The sequence below is a fragment of the Paractinoplanes tereljensis genome, from assembly GCF_016862435.1.
GTDB lineage: Bacteria > Actinomycetota > Actinomycetes > Mycobacteriales > Micromonosporaceae > Actinoplanes > Actinoplanes tereljensis.
This window is the reverse complement of the sequence record NZ_BOMY01000022.1, coordinates 246,971-267,778: the sequence shown is the minus strand read 5'-3', so window position 1 is coordinate 267,778 and position 20,808 is coordinate 246,971. Positions and strand designations below refer to the sequence as shown.

The 20,808-nt window shown below is 72.1% G+C and carries 24 protein-coding genes; 10 read left to right on the top strand and 14 right to left on the bottom strand.

Going from position 1 to position 20,808, the window contains the following annotated elements; translation table 11 throughout:
* The first annotated feature begins 1 nt into the window (after position 1).
* Positions 2–772 (top strand): type I methionyl aminopeptidase, encoded by a 771-nt coding sequence (map, locus tag Ate02nite_RS16465; RefSeq protein ID WP_203806294.1) that lies wholly within the window; start codon positions 2–4, stop codon positions 770–772.
* A gap of 11 nt (positions 773–783) precedes the next feature.
* Here map and Ate02nite_RS16460 read toward each other — a convergent pair whose 3' ends face one another.
* A complete protein-coding gene (locus Ate02nite_RS16460; protein ID WP_203806292.1) occupies positions 784–1,668 on the bottom strand; it encodes a M56 family metallopeptidase in 885 nt (294 codons plus the stop codon).
* Positions 1,665–2,045 (bottom strand): BlaI/MecI/CopY family transcriptional regulator, encoded by a 381-nt coding sequence (locus Ate02nite_RS16455; RefSeq protein WP_239147451.1) that lies wholly within the window; start codon positions 2,043–2,045, stop codon positions 1,665–1,667. Before Ate02nite_RS16455 ends, Ate02nite_RS16460 begins: the two co-directional genes overlap by 4 nt.
* A gap of 96 nt (positions 2,046–2,141) precedes the next feature.
* On the opposite strand from Ate02nite_RS16455, the gene Ate02nite_RS16450 reads away from it, so the two are divergent.
* Complete coding sequence (locus tag Ate02nite_RS16450) at positions 2,142–2,807, top strand: phosphatase PAP2 family protein (RefSeq protein ID WP_203806290.1); 666 nt, start codon at positions 2,142–2,144, stop codon at positions 2,805–2,807.
* Here Ate02nite_RS16450 and Ate02nite_RS16445 read toward each other — a convergent pair.
* Complete coding sequence (locus tag Ate02nite_RS16445; RefSeq protein ID WP_203806288.1) at positions 2,743–3,354, bottom strand: DedA family protein; 612 nt, start codon at positions 3,352–3,354, stop codon at positions 2,743–2,745. The two genes, Ate02nite_RS16450 and Ate02nite_RS16445, sit on opposite strands and share 65 nt — an antisense overlap.
* A gap of 92 nt (positions 3,355–3,446) precedes the next feature.
* On the opposite strand from Ate02nite_RS16445, the gene Ate02nite_RS16440 reads away from it, so the two are divergent.
* The 3 genes from Ate02nite_RS16440 to glnII all read left to right on the top strand — a co-directional run bounded on the left by Ate02nite_RS16440 (position 3,447) and on the right by glnII (position 6,321).
* Positions 3,447–4,499: a glycosyltransferase gene (locus tag Ate02nite_RS16440; RefSeq protein ID WP_203806287.1), complete on the top strand. Its 1,053-nt coding sequence runs from the start codon at positions 3,447–3,449 to the stop codon at positions 4,497–4,499.
* A complete protein-coding gene (locus Ate02nite_RS16435; RefSeq protein WP_203806285.1) occupies positions 4,496–5,188 on the top strand; it encodes a polysaccharide deacetylase family protein in 693 nt (230 codons plus the stop codon). The genes Ate02nite_RS16440 and Ate02nite_RS16435 overlap by 4 nt, the downstream gene beginning before the upstream one ends.
* A 119-nt stretch (positions 5,189–5,307) precedes the next feature.
* Positions 5,308–6,321, top strand: a complete 1,014-nt coding sequence (glnII, locus tag Ate02nite_RS16430) for a glutamine synthetase GlnII (protein ID WP_203806283.1) — start codon at positions 5,308–5,310, stop codon at positions 6,319–6,321.
* A gap of 33 nt (positions 6,322–6,354) precedes the next feature.
* Here the strand turns inward: glnII and Ate02nite_RS16425 are convergent, their stop codons facing one another.
* Together Ate02nite_RS16425 and Ate02nite_RS16420 are read right to left on the bottom strand one after the other, a co-directional pair.
* Positions 6,355–6,786 carry a hypothetical protein gene (locus tag Ate02nite_RS16425; RefSeq protein WP_203806281.1) on the bottom strand — a complete coding sequence of 144 codons (432 nt, stop codon included), beginning with the start codon at positions 6,784–6,786 and terminating at the stop codon, positions 6,355–6,357.
* 62 nt (positions 6,787–6,848) lie between these two features.
* Positions 6,849–7,607, bottom strand: coding sequence for a carboxymuconolactone decarboxylase family protein (locus tag Ate02nite_RS16420; protein ID WP_203806280.1), 759 nt, complete (start codon positions 7,605–7,607; stop codon positions 6,849–6,851).
* 114 nt (positions 7,608–7,721) lie between these two features.
* Here Ate02nite_RS16420 and Ate02nite_RS16415 point away from each other — a divergent pair, with 114 nt between their 5' ends.
* Complete coding sequence (locus Ate02nite_RS16415) at positions 7,722–7,955, top strand: phosphatase PAP2 family protein (RefSeq protein ID WP_203806279.1); 234 nt, start codon at positions 7,722–7,724, stop codon at positions 7,953–7,955.
* On the opposite strand, the gene Ate02nite_RS16410 is transcribed toward Ate02nite_RS16415, so the two are convergent.
* The 4 genes from Ate02nite_RS16410 to Ate02nite_RS16395 are packed head-to-tail and all read right to left on the bottom strand — an operon-like array spanning position 7,895 to position 11,460.
* Positions 7,895–9,079 (bottom strand): ABC transporter permease, encoded by a 1,185-nt coding sequence (locus Ate02nite_RS16410; protein WP_203806278.1) that lies wholly within the window; start codon positions 9,077–9,079, stop codon positions 7,895–7,897. The genes Ate02nite_RS16415 and Ate02nite_RS16410 overlap by 61 nt on opposite strands.
* Positions 9,079–9,768 (bottom strand): ABC transporter ATP-binding protein, encoded by a 690-nt coding sequence (locus Ate02nite_RS16405; RefSeq protein WP_203806277.1) that lies wholly within the window; start codon positions 9,766–9,768, stop codon positions 9,079–9,081. The genes Ate02nite_RS16410 and Ate02nite_RS16405 overlap by 1 nt, the downstream gene beginning before the upstream one ends.
* The gene (locus Ate02nite_RS16400; protein ID WP_203806275.1) at positions 9,765–10,835 is read right to left on the bottom strand and encodes a peptidoglycan-binding protein; all 1,071 of its coding nucleotides are present in this window, start codon (positions 10,833–10,835) and stop codon (positions 9,765–9,767) included. Before Ate02nite_RS16400 ends, Ate02nite_RS16405 begins: the two co-directional genes overlap by 4 nt.
* Positions 10,828–11,460, bottom strand: a complete 633-nt coding sequence (locus tag Ate02nite_RS16395; RefSeq protein WP_203806273.1) for a hypothetical protein — start codon at positions 11,458–11,460, stop codon at positions 10,828–10,830. Before Ate02nite_RS16395 ends, Ate02nite_RS16400 begins: the two co-directional genes overlap by 8 nt.
* A 107-nt stretch (positions 11,461–11,567) precedes the next feature.
* On the opposite strand from Ate02nite_RS16395, the gene Ate02nite_RS16390 reads away from it, so the two are divergent.
* Together Ate02nite_RS16390 and Ate02nite_RS16385 are read left to right on the top strand one after the other, a co-directional pair.
* A complete protein-coding gene (locus Ate02nite_RS16390) occupies positions 11,568–12,215 on the top strand; it encodes a response regulator transcription factor (protein WP_203806271.1) in 648 nt (215 codons plus the stop codon).
* On the top strand, positions 12,212–13,390 hold the full coding sequence (locus tag Ate02nite_RS16385; RefSeq protein ID WP_203806269.1) for a sensor histidine kinase: 1,179 nt from the start codon (positions 12,212–12,214) through the stop codon (positions 13,388–13,390). Before Ate02nite_RS16390 ends, Ate02nite_RS16385 begins: the two co-directional genes overlap by 4 nt.
* On the opposite strand, the gene Ate02nite_RS16380 is transcribed toward Ate02nite_RS16385, so the two are convergent.
* The 4 genes from Ate02nite_RS16380 to Ate02nite_RS16365 form a co-directional block, all read right to left on the bottom strand.
* Positions 13,387–14,313 carry an undecaprenyl-diphosphate phosphatase gene (locus Ate02nite_RS16380; protein ID WP_203806268.1) on the bottom strand — a complete coding sequence of 309 codons (927 nt, stop codon included), beginning with the start codon at positions 14,311–14,313 and terminating at the stop codon, positions 13,387–13,389. The genes Ate02nite_RS16385 and Ate02nite_RS16380 overlap by 4 nt on opposite strands.
* A gap of 9 nt (positions 14,314–14,322) precedes the next feature.
* Positions 14,323–15,171: a COG4705 family protein gene (locus Ate02nite_RS16375; protein WP_203806266.1), complete on the bottom strand. Its 849-nt coding sequence runs from the start codon at positions 15,169–15,171 to the stop codon at positions 14,323–14,325.
* Positions 15,172–15,309: 138 nt separating this feature from the next.
* Positions 15,310–16,920, bottom strand: a complete 1,611-nt coding sequence (locus tag Ate02nite_RS16370) for a methyl-accepting chemotaxis protein (protein WP_203806264.1) — start codon at positions 16,918–16,920, stop codon at positions 15,310–15,312.
* 441 nt (positions 16,921–17,361) lie between these two features.
* Positions 17,362–18,342: a LysR family transcriptional regulator gene (locus Ate02nite_RS16365; RefSeq protein ID WP_203806262.1), complete on the bottom strand. Its 981-nt coding sequence runs from the start codon at positions 18,340–18,342 to the stop codon at positions 17,362–17,364.
* Positions 18,343–18,469: 127 nt separating this feature from the next.
* Here Ate02nite_RS16365 and Ate02nite_RS16360 point away from each other — a divergent pair, with 127 nt between their 5' ends.
* Together Ate02nite_RS16360 and Ate02nite_RS16355 are read left to right on the top strand one after the other, a co-directional pair.
* Positions 18,470–19,615: an LLM class flavin-dependent oxidoreductase gene (locus tag Ate02nite_RS16360; RefSeq protein WP_203806260.1), complete on the top strand. Its 1,146-nt coding sequence runs from the start codon at positions 18,470–18,472 to the stop codon at positions 19,613–19,615.
* Complete coding sequence (locus Ate02nite_RS16355) at positions 19,612–20,121, top strand: flavin reductase family protein (protein ID WP_203806259.1); 510 nt, start codon at positions 19,612–19,614, stop codon at positions 20,119–20,121. Before Ate02nite_RS16360 ends, Ate02nite_RS16355 begins: the two co-directional genes overlap by 4 nt.
* A gap of 92 nt (positions 20,122–20,213) precedes the next feature.
* On the opposite strand, the gene Ate02nite_RS16350 is transcribed toward Ate02nite_RS16355, so the two are convergent.
* Complete coding sequence (locus tag Ate02nite_RS16350; protein ID WP_203806257.1) at positions 20,214–20,744, bottom strand: AfsR/SARP family transcriptional regulator; 531 nt, start codon at positions 20,742–20,744, stop codon at positions 20,214–20,216.
* Positions 20,745–20,808: the final 64 nt, after the last annotated feature.

Sequence of the window (20,808 nt, the reverse complement as noted above, 5' to 3'; positions counted from 1 at the left end):
CATGATCGAGTTCCTCGACCCCACCGAACTGCCGCGCGCGCGGGCCACCGGCGCCCTGGTCGCCGGCATCCTGCAGGCCCTCAAGGGCCGCAGCGCGGTCGGCGTCAACCTGCTGGAGATCGACCGGTGGGCCCAGGAGATGATCATCGAGGCCGGGGCGCTGTCGTGTTACGTCGACTACGCCCCCTCCTTCGGCCGCGGCCCGTTCGGCCACTACATCTGCACGTCGGTCAACGACGCCGTGCTGCACGGGCTGCCGTTCGACTACACCCTGGCCGATGGTGACCTGCTCTCCCTCGACCTCGCGGTCTCGCTCGGCGGCGTCGTCGCCGACTCGGCCATCAGCTTCGTCGTCGGCGACACTCAGCCCGCCGAGAGCCTGGCGCTCATCGACGCGACCGAGCGGGCCCTGGTCGCCGGGATCGCCGCGGCCGGCCCGGGCGCCCGCATCGGCGACCTCTCGCACGCGATCGGCTCGGTGCTGAGCGCGGCCGGTTACACGGTCAACACCGAGTTCGGCGGCCACGGCGTCGGCTCGACGATGCACCAGGACCCGCACATCTCCAACACCGGCCGGCCCGGCCGCGGCTACAAGCTGCGTCCCGGACTGCTGCTGGCGCTCGAGCCGTGGATCATGGCGGACACCGACAAGCTGGTCACCGACGCCGACGGCTGGACCCTGCGCAGCGCGACCGGCTGCCGCACCGCGCACAGCGAGCACACCATCGCGATCACCGACGACGGCGCCGAGATCCTCACCCGGCACGGCTGACCGCCGGCTGTTTACAGCCAGGCGCGCGCTAGCTGGACGAACGACCCGGTGGCCGCCGCGGCGACCGCCAGGATGGCCGCGCTGAGCAGGACCGGGCCGATCAGGCGGCGCAGCAGCGGCGCCGGCGTGGGCTGGGCCAGCGCGCGCACCCGCTGCACGGCCACGCCGCCGTCGATGCCCAGGGCGACGCCGCCGCTGGCGGACGCGAGGGCGGCCCGGGCCACGGCGCGGGCGGTCAGCCCGCGATCGCCGACGTCGGCCGCGGCGTCCTCGTCGGCCCAGCGCTCGACCAGGAACTCGACCTGCCGGCGCACCGGGATCAGCAGGGGATTCACCGCGGCCGCGGCGGCCGCGACCGCGGTGAGCCGGTGGTGCCGGTGGGCGAGATGGGCCCGCTCGTGAGCGAGTACGACCTGGCGCTCGCCGCTGTTCAGCAGCCGGAGGATGCCGGTGGTGACCAGCAGGTGGCCGGGGCGCCGGGCGGTGCCGGGGACGGCGACCGCCATCGGGGTGGACCAGTCGGCGACGACCATCTCGTGCGCGGGGTCGCCGATGGCCCGCAGCCGGCGGTTGGTGGTGATCCGGCGGGTCACGTCGCGGACCAGCCGCACCCCGCCACCGAGCAGCAGTAGGCCGGCGACCAGCGCGATCGGTCCGGGCACCGGTTCCGGCAGTTCGAGCGAGGGGTGATTGTCCAGAGTGGCCAGCGGCGGCACGTCGTCGAGCATGGTCAGTGCCAGCATGGTCAGCGACCAGGTCGAGCAGATCGCGGCCACCGACGCGGCGACGGTGAGCGCCCAGGCGGCCGGACCGGGGGCGCCGCGCGCGGCGATCCGCCGGGCGCCGAGAGCGAGGGGTAGCGCCAGGAGCAGCGGCAGGTAGACGGTGAGGGTCATGGTTGCGGCGGCCGCTCGCCGTCGGCGAGCAGCCGGCGCAGCAACGCGGCGTCGGCATCGTCGAGGGAAGCGGCGAACAGCTGGAGCACCGCCTGCCGGTCGGCCCGATCGGCCAGGGCTGCCTGCATCTGCGACGCGGCCTGCGCGGCGGCGTCCTTGGCCGGCCAGTAGGCGTGGCCGCGCCCGGCTCGGCCGCGCTCGACGGCACCCTTGTCGTGCAGCCGGAACAGGATGGTCTGCACCGTGTTGTAGGCCAGCTCCCCGCCGACCTCCTGCTGCACCTCGGTGGCCGTCATCGGGGCGTCGGCCGCCCACAGCACGCCCATCACCGCGGCCTCCAGGCTCCCGGGTGGGCGCCGGCCTTCCTTCGCTCTCACCGTGGCAGACCTCCCGGGCCAGCGTAGCCCCGGCCGGGAGCGTGAACGGACGTCGACACCCAAGCACCTACAAGGTGTAGGAGCTAGGCTCGGGCGATGATCGTTCCTCTGCCGCGGCTGGTCGGTGGCGCCGCCGTGGCCTTCGCGCTGCTCACCGCGATCGTGGTCGGCCGGGTCGGCCCGCTGCTCAGCTTCGACGGCTGGATCAGCGGGGCGGCGCACACCGTGGCGCTCGCCCATCCGCTCTGGCGGGCCACCATGCTGGCCGTCACCGCCACCGGCAGCACCGTAGTCCTGGGCCCGCTGGCCGCGGTCGGCTGCCTGATCCTGCTGGCGTTCGGGCGCTGGCGGCCGGCCGTGTTCGCCGCCGTCGCGTTGACGGTGACCCACACCGCGCGCCTGCTCGTACTCATCGCGGTAGCGCGGCCACGCCCGGCCGACCGGCTGGCCGCAGCCTCGAGCTATTCGTTCCCGTCCGGGCACAGCACCGCCTCCGCCGCGTTCGCGCTGGTTCTCGTCCTGGTCTGCTGGCCCCTGCTGAAGCAGCGGTGGAGCCGGGTGGTGCTGGCCGTCGGCGCCGGGGCCTGGGCGTTCGCAGTCGGCCTGAGCCGGGTCGCGCTCGTCGTGCACTGGCCGACCGACGTACTCGGCGCCTGGTTTTTCGTCTTGGTCCTGGTGCCGGGAATAGCGCTGCTCTTCAGGACAAGGGCACCCGGCGACGCGCCCGGAGAAACTCCACCGCGATCGGAAGAACCGAGATGACCACGATGCCGATCAGGATCAGCTCGATGTGGTCGCGGACGAAGGCGATCTGCCCGAGGAAGTAACCGAGCGTGGTGACGCCGCCGACCCAGAGCACGCCGCCGAGGGCGTTGTAGCGGACGAAGGTGCGGTAATGCATGCCGGACGCCCCGGCCACGATCGGGGTGAACGTCCGCACCACCGGCACGAACCGGGCCAGCACGATCGACCGCGCGCCGTACCGCTCGAAGAACCCCTGCGCCCGGGTCAGGTTCTCCTGCTTGAACAGCCGCGAGTCGGGCCGGCGGAACAGCGCCGGGCCGAACCGGCGGCCGAACGCGTACCCGACCTGGTCGCCGGCGATCGCGGCGATCGCTCCCAGCAGGCACAGCAGCCACAGCGGCACGTGCAGCAGGGTGCCGCCGGCCACCAGCAGACCGGCGGTGAACAGCAGCGAGTCGCCGGGCAGGAAGAAGCCGATCAGCAGGCCGGACTCGGCGAAGACGATGGCCAGGATGCCGAGCAGGCCGAACGTCGAGATCAGGTGCTGCGGGTCAAGAACGCTCATGGTCGGAAAGGTAGGTCTCCGACGCTGAAGATTCGTTGAAAGGCGGCCTCCTTCAGGGTTTCCTCAGCCCGCGGTCCCCACCCTCTGCGGTCATGGAGATCGTGGTTGTTTCGGCAAGCATCGGCGCAGGTCACGACGGCGCCGCCGGGGAGATAGGCCGCCGCCTGGAGGCGGCCGGCGTCGCCGTCCGGCGACTTGACTATCTCGACCTGCTGCCTACCGGTTGGGGCCAAACCATCAAGCAGGCGTACGCCTACCAGCTCGCACACGCACCCGGCAGCTGGGGCCGGCTGCTCGACACGATGGCCCGCCCCGGCGCGACCCGCGGCGCCGCCTGGCTGTCCACCCGGGCCGCCCAGCGCCGCCTGCTCGCCGCGACCGGCCCGTCCCCGGCCGCCGTGGTCTCCACCTATCCACTGGCCACCCAGGCGCTCGGCCGACTGCGGCTGTCCGGTCGGCTGCGGGCACCGGCGATCGCGGTGCTGACCGACCCGTCGGTGCACCCGCTCTGTGTGGCCCCCGGCATCGACCTGCACCTGAGCCCGAACGAGGACGCCACCGCCCGGGTCCGCGACGACTTCGGCCTCCCGGTCACCACCAACGCGCCGGTCGTCGACCCGCGCTTCCACCCGGGGCGCGGCCCGGCCGGGGTGCGGGCCGCCCGGCAGCGGCACGGCCTGCCACCGGACGCCCGGCTGGCCCTGGTGGTGGCCGGTTCCTGGGGCGTCGGCGACATCGAGACCACGGTCCGGGACCTGGCCGCGGTGACCGAGGCGATCCCGGTGGTGGTGTGCGGCCGTAACACCGCGCTGCGTGAGCGGCTGGCCGCGACCGGAAAGGCGATCGCGCTCGGCTGGGTCGACGACATGCCGTCCCTGCTGCGCGCCGCCGACCTGGTGGTGCAGAACGCCGGCGGCCTGACCTGCGTGGAAGCCCTGGCCAGCGGGGTGCCGGTGATCAGCTACCGGTGTCTGCCCGGCCACGGCGAGGCCAACGCGGCGGTCCTCGAACGGCTCGGCCAGGTGCCGTGGCCACGCACGGCGGGCGAGCTGGGTGACGTCGTACACGCGGCGCTGCGCACCGCCCCGCCGACCCGAACCGCGGCCCCCTCGGCGGCCGAGCTGATCCGGGCGATGACCCGGTGAACCCCGTCTCGGTTCTCACCCAGCCGTTCCCCGCGGTGGCCGCGATCGGCCCGCTGCGCCGCCGCCTGCTGCCCGGCCTGGCCGGCCTCGGCCACCCCCGGCACGTGGCGCTCACCTTCGACGACGGCCCGCACGCCGACGCCACCCCCGAACTGCTCGACCTGCTCGACCGGGCCGGGGTGCGGGCGACGTTCTTCCTGCTCGGCCGGATGACCGAGGAACTACCCGAGGTGGCCCGGGCGATCGCCGACGCCGGCCACGAGATCGGCGTGCACGGGTACGACCACCGGCTGCTCACCAAGCGCGGCCCGGCCGCCACCCGGGAGGATCTGGACCGGGCCACCGCCGCGATCACCGCCGTCACCGGCACCCGCCCGGCCTGGTGGCGGCCGCCGTACGGAGTGGCCAACACCGCCGCCCTGCTGGAGTCCCGCCGGCTTCGGCTGCGCCCGGTGCTGTGGACCACGTGGGGCCGGGACTGGACCGCGACCTGCACCCCCGACTCGGTCTACCGCAGTGTGCTGCGCAAGCTCGACGGCGGCGGCACCATTCTGCTGCACGACAGCGACGTCTCGGCGGCACCGAAGTGCTGGCTCGCCATGCTCGGCGCGCTACCGCCGATCCTGACCACCTGCCGGGCCCGTGGCCTGGCCGTCGGCCCGCTCGCCGAGCACGGGATGGCACGGTGAGCCGTTTACCGGTCCGTCATATCACCGCAACGTGTGGTGACCGCGAATCCTGAAACGTTTGCCTCGCCATCGGGGGATTGACAGCGCGCTTGACCCGCGCCCGGCGAAGGAGATGTGGAATGCCATATCAAGCCGAATATATATGGATCGATGGCACCAAGCCGTCGCCGCTTCTCAGGAACAAGACCCGCATCGTGGCGGACGGCAAGGAACCGGAGATCTGGGGTTTCGACGGATCGAGCACCAACCAGGCGCCCGGCGCCAACTCGGACTGTGTGCTGCGCCCGGTCTTCACCTGCCCGGACCCGCTGCGCGGGGAGAAGGACATCCTCGTCCTCTGCGACGTCGAGCTGACCGACTTCACCCCGCACCCGACCAACACCCGGGCGGCCTGCGTGGCGGCGGCGGAGAAGTACGCCGATCAGGAGCCGATGTTCGGCATCGAGCAGGAGTACACGTTCTTCCAGCACGGCCGGCCGCTGGGCTGGCCGGAGACCGGCTTCCCGGCGCCGCAGGGTCCCTACTACTGCGGTGTCGGCGGCGAGAAGATGGTCGGCCGGGAGATCATCGAGGCGCACACGATCGCCTGCCTCAAGGCCGGACTGTCCATCGAGGGCACCAACGCCGAGGTCATGATGGGGCAGTGGGAGTTCCAGATCGGCGTGCTGCCGGCGCCGATGATCGGCGACCAGATGTGGGTGGCCCGGTGGCTGCTGCATCGCATCGCCGAGGACTTCGGCGTGGTCGTGTCGTTCGACGCGAAGCCGATGCCGGGGGACTGGAACGGCGCCGGCGCGCACACCAACTTCTCCACGAAGGCCACGATGCAGGGCTACGACGCCATCGTCACGGCGTGTGAGGCGCTCGGGCGCAACGCGCTGGCCCACGTGGAGAACTACGGTGCCGGGATCAAGGACCGGCTGACCGGTGCGCACGAGACGGCGAAGTGGGACAGCTTCAGCTGGGGAGCGTCCGACCGCGGCGCCTCGGTGCGCATTCCGTGGGCCGTCGAGAAGGCCAAGAAGGGCTGGCTCGAGGACCGTCGTCCGAACGCCAACATGGATCCCTACCTGGTCGCCGGCATGATCATCGAAACGTGTTGCGGAGCGCTGGCCGAGGAGGCCGGCGCCTGAGGTGACCTTGCTGACCGGCGCCGGGAACTCTGGTCAGAACCTGGCGCTGGGCAGCGGGTCGGGCTCGTCGACCCGGTCGTGCAGGACGTTGAGCACGATGTCGGCCAGGGCCGGGTCCATGCTCGCATCGCCGTTGGCGTCGGTCGAGATGAACGTGGTGGTCATGCCCTTGGCCCGCCAGGCCCGCTCGATCGCCGAGTGCGTGCCGCCGATCGCCTTGGCCGAGCCGATGATGGCGATGATGTCGGCGAACGCGGCGCTGCCCGGTGCGGCCTGGGCGACCTGCCGGATGTAGTCCGTGCGCTTCTCGCCGTAACCCCGCAGCAGCGCGATGATCTTCTCGCGCAGAACCTCGGGGTCGGTGGGATTGTCGGCGCGGCCTTCGCTCAGCCGGTCCAGAATGGAACGAGCTTCCTCGATGTCCCCCTCGAGGTCAGGGTTGAAAGTGATCGTCACGGTTGCCATGCCTCATTGATAGCTCAGGTCTATAAAGATCGCAAGTACTATCTTTATAGACCTGAGTAGAGTCATTCGGCGGGGATGATCTCGTCGAGGGCGCGCAGGGCGTTGAGGGTGCGCGGGTAACCGACGAACGGCAGCAGCTGGGTGATCACGGCGAGCAGGGTGCCCCGGTCGTTGCCGACGTTGAGGTTGGCCGCGACGTGCCCCCTGACCTGCGGATCGGCGCCGCCCAGCGCGATCAGCAGAGACAGCGTGAGCAGCTCCCGGGTGCGCAGGTCAAGACCGGTCCGGGTGTAGTGGTCGCCGAAGCAGTTGGCCGACAGCAGCCGCTGGATGTGCTGCTCGTCGGCCGGCGCATCGGCGTACATCGCGTCGATCCGCTCGGCCCCGACGATCTCCTTCTGCACCGCGAGGCCCTTCTCGTACCGGGTCTCGGGCGTGGTGGTCGACTGCCCCGGCAGCGGCAACGCGACCCCACGCTCGGTCAGCACCTCGTTGGTGGCATGCAGAAAATCAAAGACCTTACCCATGCCCGCGTACGGCACGGCCTGGTAGACGATCTCCTTGACCTCGACCGGAGTGACGCCGGCGGTGAGAGCGGCGCCCAGCATCACCCGGTACTCCCGCAGGGCCTGGCCGCCGATCAGAGCGGCCAGCTGCACCATCAGCCGGGTGCGCGGCTCGAGGTCGCCGTGCTGCAGCACCTCGTCGAACGCGAAGTTGTCGAAGTACTCGATGAGCTCCGGATCGGTGACCGCGAGGGTCGACACGTGCCCCGGGAACAGCTCGTCGTGGTTCTTGCGGGCCGTCTCACTGATGGCCATGGCCACACCTCATCTCTCTCCGCGACCAACGCTAGGCCGCCGGTGGCGAGGTCTGAGAGGCCCTGTCATTACCTGTTCAGCGAATTCTTACCGGCGCTTCGCCAGGGTGTGCGGGTGAACTACCAGCTGTTTCAACTGATCAACGATCTTGCCGGGCGCTGGGCGCCGGTCGACTGGCTCGCCCGGGTGTGGGCCGGCGTCCACTACCCGGGCGACATCGCCGCGTCGGCGGTCATCGCCGCGCTGGCCACGTTCATCGCGTACGTGGCCGACCGCCGCGCCCCTGTCTATCCCACTGACCGCAATGCCTCCACCGGGGACAGCCGGGCCGCCCGGATCGCCGGGTAAAGCCCGGCGAGCGCGCCGGCCAGCAGCGCGGCGCCGAGACCGGCGGCCAGGGCGACCGGCGGTATCGCCACCGGGTTGCCGCCGAGCCGGGCCGCGACCGCCGTCGCCAGCACGCCGAGGCCGATGCCGAGCACCCCGCCGATCGTGGCGAGCAGCGTCGATTCCAGCAGGAACTGGGCGGCGACGTGCCGGCGGCGGGCACCCAGCGCCCGGCGCAGGCCGATCTCGCCGCGTCGTTCCAGGACCGAGATCACCATGATGTTGGCGATGCCGACCCCGGCGATCAGCAGCGCGACCCCGCCCAGCCCGAGGAACAGGCCGACGAACGCGCCCTTGGCCGCGATCCGGGCCACCAGCAGGTCGGACGGCCGGCGTACCTGTACGTCGCCCGCTCCGTCCGGCACGGTGGTGGCGGTGAGCACCGCGGCCACGGCGGCCACCTGGTCCGGGTCGGCCCGCAGATAGATCCGGCTCGGCCCGGCGGTGCGCCCGAACACCGTCCCGGCCTGCCCGAACGTGATCAGCGCGGCCAGGTCGATCTCCGGGGCCACCGCGACCGGCGCCAGTACCCCGGCCACCGTGAACCAGTGCTCGCCCAGCAGGATCTGGGTCGGTGCCGCCAGGGAGCCGATCCCGAGGATCCGGGCGGCCTCGAAGCCGAGGACGGTCACCGGGTAGTGCTCCGCGGTGCCGTCCAGGAACCGGCCGAGCAGTGGCTGGACCGACAGCGCGGCCGGCAGCGACGGCTCGGCGGCCAGCACGTTCATGCCGCCGGTCTGCACCGCCGGGATCGCCCGGCTGCGCCGTACGCTCACGTTCTCGACGGTGGCGACCGCGGTGACCGTCCGCACCGGGGGGATCCGCGCGATCATCGGCTCGGCCGATAGTGGTAGCGGCACGCCGCGGCCGTTGACCGATTCGGCCGAGGCGACGGTCAGCAGGTTGCCCTGCTCGCCGAGCTGGGTGAGCAAATCGGCCTGGGTGGACCGGGCGATGCCGAGCACCGCCACGACGGCAGCCACGGCGATGGCGATGCCGAGCGCGGACAGCGCCGAGCGGACCCGGCGGGCGCGCAGGCCGCCGGTGGCCAGCCGGATCGCGTCGGCCGGGCGCAGGCGGGCCATCACGACTCCCCGCCGGTGTCGCGGACGATCCGGCCGTCGCTCAGGTGCACCTGGCGCCGCATCGCCGCGGCCACGTCGGCGTTGTGCGTGATCAGGACGACCGTGGTGTCGCCGTCGGCCAGCCCGGCCAGCAGGGCGGTGATCTCGGCGCCGGTGGCCGAGTCGAGGTTGCCGGTGGGCTCGTCGGCCAGCAGGACCGCCGGCCGCCCGGCGATCGCCCGGGCGATCGCGACCCGCTGCCGCTCGCCCCCGGACAGCTGCCCGGCCCGGTGCCCGATCCGGTCGGCCAGCCCCACCTCGTACAGCGCCTCGGCGGCCCGTTCCCGCCGGGCCCGGGCCGGCACGCCCCGGTAGAGCAGGCCGGTGGCCACGTTGTCCAGCACGCTGAGGTGTTCCAGGAGGAAGAACTGCTGGAAGACGAAGCCGAGCCGGGTGGCCCGGACGTCGGAGAGCTCCGGATCGGACAGGGCCGAGACGTCGGCACCGGCGATCCGGACGGTGCCGCGGGTCGGCCGTTCGAGGGTGCCGAGGATGCTCAGCAGCGTCGACTTCCCGGCCCCGGAGGCGCCGGTGATGGCCACCGTCTCGCCGGCCCCGATGACCAGGTCGATGCCGTCGAGCGCGGTGACCGTGGAGGGTGCGGGGTAGGTCTTGCCGACCCCGGACAGTTCCAGCACTGCGGTGGTCATTTGGCCGGCACCTCCACTGTCGCGCCCTCGCGCAGGCCGTCGCCCTTGACCTCGACCCGGGTGTCGGCGAACAACCCCGGCGTGACCCCGAGCAGCCGGCGGTCGCCCCCGTCGACCGTCCACAGGCCGTAGCCGCCGCCGGCCAGGGCGACCAGGGCGGTGATCGGCACGGCGAGGACGCCGTGGACCGCGGAGGTGACCACCCGGACCTCGACCGGGGCCTGGTCGAGGCCGCCGCCGGCGATCGGCCGGCCGAGCGTCACCGTCGCCGGCACCGAGGGCAGCTGGTTACCGCGGCCGAGGTCGTTCTCGGTCGGCGCGGTCGCCACCGTGGACAGGGCGGTGACCCGGCCCGGCACGGTCGTACCGCCGGGCAGGTTGACCGTGACGCCGTCGTGCAGATGGACGAGGTGGGCGTCGGTGACCGGGATGGCCAGGGTCACCGCGACCGTCGTGGACGTGCCGGACACCAGTGCGTCGCCGGACGCGTGCCCGCCGACCTTGACGGCGGTGTCGGCGACCCGCAGCCGGCCGGGCTGGAACGTGACGACCCCGAGGTCCAGCCGCCCCGTGACCGGCTGGTGGGTCGAGTGCTGCCAACGCCGTACGGCCGCATAGGTGGCCCGGGTGAAGCGTCCGTCGACGGTGAGGTTCGCGGCGGTCGCGTGGCCCAGGGCGACGAGGTTGGTCTCCAGGGCCCGCACGTCCGGCCCGGCGGTGATGCCGAGGGAGAGGGTCCGCCAGGCCGGGCGGTCGCCGTACAGCAGCCGTACCGGCCGGTTGTCGACGGCCAGCACCGGCTGCCCGCGGCCGATGATCTGGCCGGGCCGGGGCAGCCAGGTCACGATGCCGGGGGAGCCCAGCCAGTAGACGTCGAACGTGCCCGGGTAGCCGAGGGTGCCGGGGATGATCGTGGTCGCGGACAGGTCGGTGCGGGTCACCGTCGCGGTTCCGGTCGGCACCCCGGTGGAGGCCGGCGGCACCGGATCGTCGCGCAGCCACCAGCCGGCCCCGGCGCCCGCGGCCGCCACGAACGCGGCCCCGCTCAGCACGGCCCGCCTACGCATTGCCGAGATTCCCGAGGCTCGACACGGCCGCCTCCTCGTCCAGCAGGGTCCGGCAGGCGTCCACGGCGCGCTGCAGGATCGGGTTCTGCTTGCCGCCGGGCGGCAGCGTGGTGGGATCCAGGCCGAACCCTTTGCCGGCCGAGAAGTGGCTGTCGACGGTGGGGTCCTTGAAGTTGGGCAGGCCGTTCGCGCGCATGCAAGCGGCCGATTTGACCCCGGCCTGAATCAGCTTCGGCGGGGGCGGCCCCTGGTCGCGGATCGCGAAGTTGGCGGCCCGGATGAGGTCGTGGCAGGCCGTCTGGATCGCGTCCAGTTGCGGCCCCTCGATCGGGCGGAAGGCGACGTCGTCGGTGTAGACGTAGCCGTCCGCGGTCAGCACCGGGTCCTGGTAGGCGGATACGCCGTGCTCCCGGATGCACTGCGCGGCGGCGTGCAGTGCGGCCCGGCGCCCGGCGCTGCTGTCCCCGGCGACGGCGTTCGGATTGTCGTCGTTCCCGGCCTGCGCTTGCGGCCCGGCGCTGGCGCTTGTCGCCAGCCGGGGCACGGTCGACGCGGGCGGATCACTGGTGCACGAGGCGAGACCGATCATCGCGATGGCCGCCGCGGCGGTTCGTAGACGCTTCACTGTGGACTCCCGTTCTCGGATGCGAACAGGTGTAGTGGCGAGGCGATGACATCAGCGCTACGGGCCGTGTTGGACGGATGTCATCCCGGCCGGGGCACAATGTCGGCATGCGTGTGCTGGTGGTCGAGGATCACGTCACGTTGGCCACCCGGATCGGCGAGGGAATGCGCGACGCCGGGATGGCGGTGGACGTCGTGCACGACGGGGCCGCCGCGCTGGCCGCCGCGGGCGGCACCGACTACGACGTGATCGTGCTGGACCGGGACCTGCCGGTGGTGCACGGCGACCACGTGTGCCGGACCCTGGCGACCGGGGCCGGGGCGCGCATCCTGCTGCTGACCGCGGCGACGTCGGTGGACGACCGGGTCGACGGCCTGGAGCTGGGCGCCGACGACTACCTCGGCAAGCCGTTCGCGTTTCCCGAGCTGGTCGCGCGGGTCCGGGCACTCTCCCGCCGTACACCCTCGGCCCCGCCGGTGATGCAGCACCGCGACCTGACCGTGGACCGGGCCCGGCACCGGGCCGCCCGGGCCGGGCGGCACCTGTCGCTGACCCGCAAGGAGTTCGGCGTGCTGGAGATGCTGATCGCCGCCGACGGGGGAGTGGTCAGCGCCGAGGAGTTGCTCGAGCACGTCTGGGACGCGCACGCCGACCCGTTCAGCAACGTGGTCTCGGTGACCCTGACCCGGTTGCGCCGCAAGCTCGGGCCGCCGCCGCTGATCGAGACCGTGGTCGGCCGGGGGTACCGGATGTGACCGTGCGCGTCCGGCTCACCCTGGTGTACTGCGGGCTCTTCGCGGTCTGCGGCGCGATCCTGGTCGCGATCACCTACGGCCTGCTGGCCACCAACCTGCCGGAGTCGGCCGACTCGAATCTGACGCTTCCGGCCGGCTTCGCCTCGAGTTGTGAGCGCGCGTCGGCCGACCCGGAGGGGGCCGACCCCGCGCTGCTGCAGAAGTGCAAGACGGCCTACCAGGAAGGTCTGGTCAACGGCGCGAACAGGCAGCGCGAGGCGACCCTGCAGCGCCTGCTCTGGTACTCGCTCAGCACTCTGGCCGCGGTGACGCTGCTGGCCGCGGTGGCCGGGTGGATCGTGGCCGGGCGGGTGCTCAGACCGGTGCACCGGATCACCGAGGCTGCCCGGAACGCCTCCGAGGAAAATCTCGCGGCCCGGCTGGCGCTGACCGGCCCACGGGACGAGTTGCGTGAGCTGGCCGACACGTTCGACGACATGCTGGACCGCCTGCAGGCCGCGTTCGACAGTCAGCGCCGCTTCATCGCCAACGCCGGCCACGAGTTGCGGACGCCGCTGACCGTGATGCGCACCGCCGTCGACGTGGTGCTGGCCAAGCCGGAGCCGACGTCGGCCGAGCTGATCGGGATGGGGCACGACGTGCAGGCCGCCGTCCACCAGGCGCAGGCGCTGATCGACGCGCTGCTCACCCTGGCCCGCACCGACCGCGGCCGGTTCGGCCAGGAGGCCGTCGACCTGGCCACCGTCACCGAGGACGCGATCGACGCCCGGCTGCCCGGCGGCGGCCCGGCCCGGCTGCACACCGCCCTGGCACCGGCCGTGACCAGCGGCGATCCGACCCTGCTGGAGCGGCTCGCGGCGAACCTGGTGGACAACGCCGTGCGGTACAACGTCGCGGACGGCGACGTCTGGGTCAGCACCAGCGCCGCCAACGCCCACGTGGTCCTGACGGTGGAGAACACCGGGCCGGTCGTGACCGCGGAGGCCGCCCGGACCCTCTTCGAGCCCTTCCGGCGCCTGCACGAGCGGACCGGGGACGACGGGTTCGGCCTCGGGCTCGCCATCGTGGCCTCGATCGCGGCGGCGCACGGCGGCATCGCGGCGGCCGGCGTGCGCCCGGGCGGCGGGCTGACCGTCACCGTCACGCTGCCGGCCCGGGTCGCCACACCGTCCTAGCCGGCCAGGGTCGTCCAGACCAGCCCGCCCAGACCGGCGACGACACAGTAGATCGCGAACGGGTTGAGGGTCCGGGTCTCGAAGTAACGGGTGAGGAACCGCAGCGACACGTACGCCGCCAGACCCGCCACCACGCTGCCGGCCAGCACCGGGCCGAGGATGCCCCGGCCCTCCGGCCCGGCCAGTTCGGGCAGCTTCAGCACACCGGCCGCCGCGATCACCGGCGTGGCCAGCAGGAAGGCGAACCGGGCGGCGTCCTCATGGGACAGACCGCGGAGCAGGCCGGCGCCGATCGCGGCACCCGAGCGGCTGACCCCCGGCAGCAGCGCCAGGATCTGCGCCGACCCGATCAGCAGCACCTGCTTCCACGACTGACCGGCGATCCGCTGGTCCGGATCGTCCCGGTCGCTGCTCACGTACACGCCGCCGCCCCCGCCGACCGGCACCGCTACTCTCGGCTGCCGGCTACGCAGACGCTCGACCGTGGCCAGCAGGATGCCGTTGAGAATCAGGAACAGGGCGGCGGGAAGCGGCCTCCCGAGCGCCGTCCGCACGGTGTGCTCGAGGACGAGGCCGGCCAGCCCGACCGGGATGGTGGCCACGATCAGCAGCCAGGCGAGCCGTTCGTCGGCATTGGTGATCGCGCGCCGGCGCACCGACGAGATGAACCCGCGCACGATCCGGGCCCAGTCGGCGCGGAAGAACCACACCAGCGCCACTGCCGTCGCGACGTGCACGGCGACCACGAACGCCAGGTAGGGCGATTGGTCGGCGCTCATGTTCAGGTCCCGGGCCCAGCCGCCGCCGATCACCGCCGGGAGTAGGACGCTGTGCCCGAGACTCGAGACCGGGAACAGTTCGGTGACACCCTGCAGCAGCCCGATGACGATCGCCTCGGGATAGGTCAGTGACGCGTGAGCCATGGCGGCGGATCATCCGAGACCGGCCCTGAAGGTTCCCTGAAGACGACGGTGGTTCTCCTGCCGGTAGGCGTACGCGATGAGGCCGAGCAGCACCGCGAGCAGCACCATCGACGAGCCGATCGTGCCGAGCGCGAGCCCGCCCTTGGCCACCGGCTTGGTGAGGAAGTCCCCGGCGGTCGCGCCGAGCGGCCGGGTCAGCACGAACGCCAGCCAGAACAACAGCACGTTCGGGACCGCCGGCACCCACTTGACGGCGAGCAGCACCGCCAGCAGCCCGGTGACCAGCAGCGCCCCACCGGCGTAGCCGAGGCCGGAACTGTCGGCCAGGAAGTCGCCCATCGAGGTGCCGAGCGTGTTGGAGACCAGGATGGCCGCCCAGAACAGGGCCTCGCCGCGGAACGTGGTGATGTCGCGGATGGCGAAGGTCTGGCCGCTGACCTTCCAGACCGCGAAGATCGCGATCAGCAGCGAGATCAGGATCGCCGCGCCGGTCGGGTAGCCCAGCCCCAGGCCCTGCGGCCCCCAGCCCAGCGAGGTGGTGCCGGCGGCCAGGTACTCGCCGCTGGCGTCCCGGTTCATGAAGTCGGACATGGTGGTGCCGGCCGTGCTGGTGGACAGGATGACCGTCCAGTAGAAGAACGGGTTGTAGTGCCGCGACCGCAACTGCACGATCAGGGTGACCACGAAGACCGCGAAGAGCGCGATGGTGGTCAGGAAGTAGCCCAGCTTCAGCGTCTGGGCGAACAGGTCGCCGGCGGTCTCGCCGAGCGTGGTGGCGGCGATCTTCATGATCCAGAAGGCGAGCGTCACCTCGGGCAGTTTCTTCATGACGGTACGGCCGGTTTCGGTGACGATCATCGGGTGCTCCGGTCGGGTGGTGCGGTCAGGACGCCCCCGAGCATGGCGACCTTCCGGGCCTTTCCGACATGACTCGCCGGATCCGGCCGGAGATTCACCTACAAGTTGTAGGATCTCGCGCCGCGTTCTGAGCAAGCTCTAGTAACGGAAGCCGCGGACCAGTTCGCGCAGGTCGCCGGACATCCGGGCGACCGTGCCGATCTGGCCCTGCGACTCCACGACCTCGGCCTCCGCCTGCCGGGCGCCGTTCGCCACCGTGGTGATGGTGGCCGCGATCCGGGCGCTCGCGTCGGCGGCCTCGGCGACGCTGCGGCCCATCTCGCCGGTCGTGGCGGTCTGCTCCTCGACCGCGGCGGCGATCGCCCCCTGGTGATCGTTGATCTCGTTGATCACCTCGCCGATCCGGCTGATCGCGGCGGTCGCCTCGGCGCTGGTCGACTGGATCGCGCCGATCCGCCGGGCGATGTCGTCGGTGGCGGCCGCGGTCTGCTGGGCCAGGTCCTTGACCTCCCCGGCGACCACGGCGAAGCCCTTGCCGGTCTCCCCGGCCCGGGCCGCCTCGATGGTGGCGTTGAGCGCCAGAAGGTTGGTCTGCTCGGCGATCGCGGTGATGGCCTTGAGCACCTGCTCGATGTCGGCGGAGCTGCGGCCCAGCTGCTCGATGGTGGCCGAGGTGCCGGTGACGATGGCGACGGCGTCGCTGGCCACCAGCGCCGCCTGCTCGGCGCTGCGGGCGATCTCGGTGATCGCGTCGGTCATCTCGCTGGCGCCCGCGGTGACCGAGGAGATGCTGTGCGAGGCGCTGTCCGCGTCGGCCGCCACCGTGCTGAACTGCGCGGCCAGGTCGCTGACCCGGTGGGCGATCTGACCGCTGTTGGTGGCCAGGTGGTCGGCGGCGTCGCCGAGGGTGTCCGCCGACTCCACGATCGTGCCGACCGTGTGCCGCAGCGCGGTGTTCGCGGCGACCAGCGCCGAACCCATCTGGCCGAGCTCGTCGCGGCCGCTGACCCGCGGGTCGCCGGTGAGGTCGCCGCCGGCCAGGTCGCTGAGCACGCCGTGGACCCGGCGCAGCGGGTGGACCACCAGCCGGGCGACGAGGACCCCGATCAGTACGGCGACGGCGACCACCACGATCGAGATGATCACCACCATGGTGCGCTTGCGGCTCTCCTCCGCGCCGGCGGTGGCCTTGGTCTGCGCGCCGGCCGCCGCCTCGGCCTCGGCCAGGGCGTCCAGCGCGCCGCCGAACGTCTTGTTGGCGACGGTGAGCGCACCGCCCGAGGCGAGCAGGGCCTCGCCCTTGACCAGGTCGCCGGCCTTGGCCAGCGGGACGAGCTGCTTGTCGCGGACGTCCCGCCAGCTGGCCAGGCCCTCCCGTGCGGTGGCGATCAGGGTGGTCCGGTTGCTGTCCAGCGTGCTGTGGTCACTGACGTAGGTGGCGATCGCGGCGTCGGCGGCGGCGTCGGTGTCGCTCATGCCGGAGATGACGTCCGCCTGCGCCGAGCCGGACTGCAGCAGCACGTCCCGGACCTCGACCCGGGAGTCTCCCTGCATGTCGCGCAACGAGACCAGGGCGGCGAGCGGCCGGGCCACCTCGTCGTACATCGCCCGGGTGCGGTTCCCCTCGGCCGCGAGCGCGGCCAGCCCGGACCAGGCGACCACGGCGATCCCGATCGCGGCCACCACCACCGGCGTCAGAACTTTCGCCTGGACCGGCACATTCGCCATCCACGATCGCGCTCGGCTCATGCCGCCCTCTCCCGCCCGGCCGTTTCCCATGCTCAGAATGCGGCAGCCGATCGTCGGTCGGACTTTTATCCGCCTTCCGCCGCCGTCGCTGTTGCCAGTGGCTATGCTGCGAGCCGCCTCGTTCGCCTCCGTTCCCGAAATCGGGTTGCCGAATGCAATTCGGAATGAATTGAGGAAATAGGCAGCGACGCCCTCGGCGGGCGCCTCCACCCGCGGTTACGCGCAGATCCTGCGGGCCAACGTCTCTCGTTCTTCAACACCATTCTCGGGCAGTCCGTGATCGAGGGCCTCTCGCTGCTGCGTACGGTGCAGATCACCGCCGTACTGTCGGGTCTGATCCCGTACGGCTGGTCCTGGCTTTGCTCGTGGTTTTCGCCGCGGTCCTGGTCATCTCGCCGCTGTCCACCTACTTCGGACTGACCAGCCCCGGCCCGGCCATCTTCAGCACCGTGGTGCCGGCCCTGGCCGGTTGGTTCGCGGTGCTGACCGCCGCGTTCCGGTTCCGGCTGCTCGATCGGGTGCTGGCGCTGGAGAACCGGCGCGACCACGAAGGTGTTCGAGCAGCTCGAGCACGACCGGTGGGACCCGAGCTTGGCGCCGGTGCAGGGCCACCATGGTGACCACCGTGTCGTCGCCGGCCAGCGGCCGGGTCACGATCAGCCCGGCCTGTTCGAGCGGGTCGCCGCGCACGCTGTAATCGGGCAGGACGGTGAGGCCGATGCCCTCGGCGACCATCATCTTGCCCATCTCGGCGCCGTCGGTGGAGTGCCACGAGGCCGGCAGGTCGGAGCCGAAGAGCCGGTGCGCGAACCGGTACATCAGATAGCCCGACCGCATCGCCACGAACCGCTCGGCCCGCAGGTCGGCCGCCGTGACCTCGGCCTTCGCCGCGAGCGGGTGCCCGGCCGGCAGGACCGCGGCCGGGCGGCCGGCCAGCAGGGGAGTGACCTCGAAGTCCGGCGGTGCGTCGTCGCCGTCGAGCAGGTTGACCAGGCCCAGGTCGAGGGTGCCCTCGGCCAGCGCCACGTGGATCTCGTCCTGTTGCAGGTTGCGCACCTCGACGGCGGCCCGGCTGTTCGCCTCCTGGAACGCTTTCACGGCCGGCAGCACCAGCGTCGCCGTACCGGCGTTGACCGTGCCGATCCGCAGCAGCCGCCGGGTGGCCAGCTGGTCGCCGGCGGCGGCCTTGAGCCGTTCGACCGATTCCAGGACGTCGACGATCGGCTGGAGCAGCTCGCGGCCGGCCAGGCTGATCCGGGCGCCGGAGCGGTGCCGGTCGAGCAGGGTGACGCCGAGTTCCCGTTCGAGCTTGCGGATGGCCTCGCTGATCGCCGGCTGGGAGATGTGCAGTCGCTCACTGGCTCGTCGCAGCGAGCCGAAGCGGGTCACCGCGGCCAGGTATTCCAGCTGCTCGATCCGCATGTAGCGTTCCGTCCGTGAGAGGGGGCGGCGCCGGGGTGATAAGCAACGCCTTCCATCCAGCACCTTGCGGAAGCATAATCCACTAAGCCTATATTTGCGGTAGAGATTGCGACGTCAGGGGTGAGCGATGACCGACCTCAAGTTCCACTGGTTCCTGCCCACCAACGGCGGCGACGGCCGGCAGATCGTCGGCGGCGGCCACGGCACCCCGGCCATGTCCGGCGGCCGGCCGGCCTCGGTCGGCTACCTCGGCCAGATCGCCCGCTCGGCCGAACAGCTCGGCTTCGAGGCCGCGCTGACCCCGACCGGCGCCTGGTGCGAGGACGCCTGGCTGACCACCGCCATGATCAGCAGCCTCTCCGAGCGGCTGAAGTTCCTTGTCGCGTTCCGGCCCGGGCTGATCGCGCCGTTCCTGGCCGCGCAGATGGCCGGCACCTTCCAGAACCTCTCCGGCGGCCGGCTGCTGCTCAACGTGGTCACCGGCGGCGAGGACCACGAGCAGCGGATGTACGGCGACTACCTGGACAAGGACGCCCGCTACGAGCGCTGCGGCGAGTTCCTGCACCTGATCAAGGCGCTGTGGTCCGGCGAGACGATCACGCACGAGGGCCGGCACTACCGCCTGGAGGACGCGGCCCTGGCCCAGATCCCCGACCCGCTGCCGGAGGTCTACTTCGGCGGTTCCTCCCCGGCCGCCCTCGACGTCGCCGCCCGGCACGTCGACGTCTACCTCACCTGGGGTGAGCCGCCCGCCGCGGTGGCCGAGAAGATCGACCGGGTGCGCAACCTGGCCGACAAGCAGGGCCGCGAGCTCCGGTACGGCATCCGCCTGCACACCATCGCCCGGGACACCGCCGACGAGGCGTGGGCCGAGGCCGGCCGGCTGGTCGACGGCATCCCCGAGGACCAGATCCGCCGCATCCAGGCCGGTCTCAAGCGCAGCGGCTCCGAGGGCCAGAAGCGGATGCTCGCGCTGAACGGCGGCACCAAGGACGGCCTGGAGATCTACCCCAACCTGTGGGCCGGGGTCGGCCTGGTCCGCGGCGGCGCCGGCACCGCCCTGGTCGGCAGCCACCAGCAGATCGCCGACCTCATCGAGGAATATGCGGCCGCCGGCATCAGCGAGTTCGTGCTGTCGGGTTACCCACATCTCGAGGAGGCGTACCACTTCGGCGAGGGGGTACTCCCCGAGTTGACCCGCCGCGGCCGCTGGCAGCACCCCGCACCGGCTCGCCGGGTGGGCTCAGCCGTACCGTTCGGAGCCGCCTCATGACCAGTTTGCGTACCAATCAGGACCTGGACCCGGCCCGGCTGCGCGAGGTGTTCGGCATCTTCCCGAGCGGCGTCGTGGCGGTGGCCGCCCTGGTCGACGGCGTCCCGTCCGGCCTGGCCGCCAGTTCCTTCACCTCGGTGAGCCTGGACCCGCCGCTTGTCTCGTTCTCCATCGCCAACGCCTCAAAAACTTGGCCCGACCTGCGCCGAGCCCCCCATCTGGGCGTGACGATCCTGGCCGACCATCACTCCGCGGTAGCCCGCCAGCTGGCCGGCCCGGTCGACAATCGCTTCGACAACCTGTCGCTGACCGCGACGGACGACGGCGCGGTCCTGCTGGACGACGGCCTGGCCCACTTCGACACCACCATCTACCGCGAGGTGCTGGCCGGCGACCACACCATCGTCCTGCTGCAACTGCACACCGCCACCCACACCGGCCAGGCCGAACCCTCCCCGCTGGTCTTCCATCGCAGCCGTTTCGGCCGCCTGCTCAAACCTTTATGAGTACGCCGTCGGACCAGTCCCGTGGCACTCGGTCCCGCTGAGCGACACTCACCCTCCGCGCGCCCGCGCCGGGCGGGCCCGGCCCCAGCGCCTCAAGACAAAACCAGGGGCGCCCGGTCGAGCAGCGCGGCCAGTTCCTCGGTCAGGATGACGCGTTCCCGGTCGAGGGCCGCCTGCCACGGCCGCAGCAGCATGCCGACCGGAATGTCACCGAGCGCCTGCCCGCGCCACATCGCCGCGGCCGCCCGGAAGGTCGCCACCGCCGCCATCCGGTCACCGGCATCCCGCAGCGCCCGCCCCCGGGCCACCGCCGCCCGGAACCGCACCAGGTCCACGTCATGCGGGTCGGTGGCCAGCCAGTAGCCGTCGCCGGTCGCGGTCACCCGCGCTCCCGCCTGCCGCAACCCGGCCGCGTAGGTGCGCACGTTGGCCCGCGCCGACGGCGGCGGATCGCCCGCCCACAACTCGCAGGTGATAGCCGAGTACGGCACCGGGCGGTTGGCGTTCAGCACCAGCAGCGCCAGCAGTTCCCGTGCCTTCGGCGGGCAGGGCGCGGCCGGCTTCCCGGTGATCCGGACCGGGCCGAGCACCCGGTAACGCGACATGATGACGACATTGGGCATCGTGCTTATCTCCCCCGAGACGAGACCCGCGCCGGTGCATCGCCCCCAGACGATGCACCGTCCC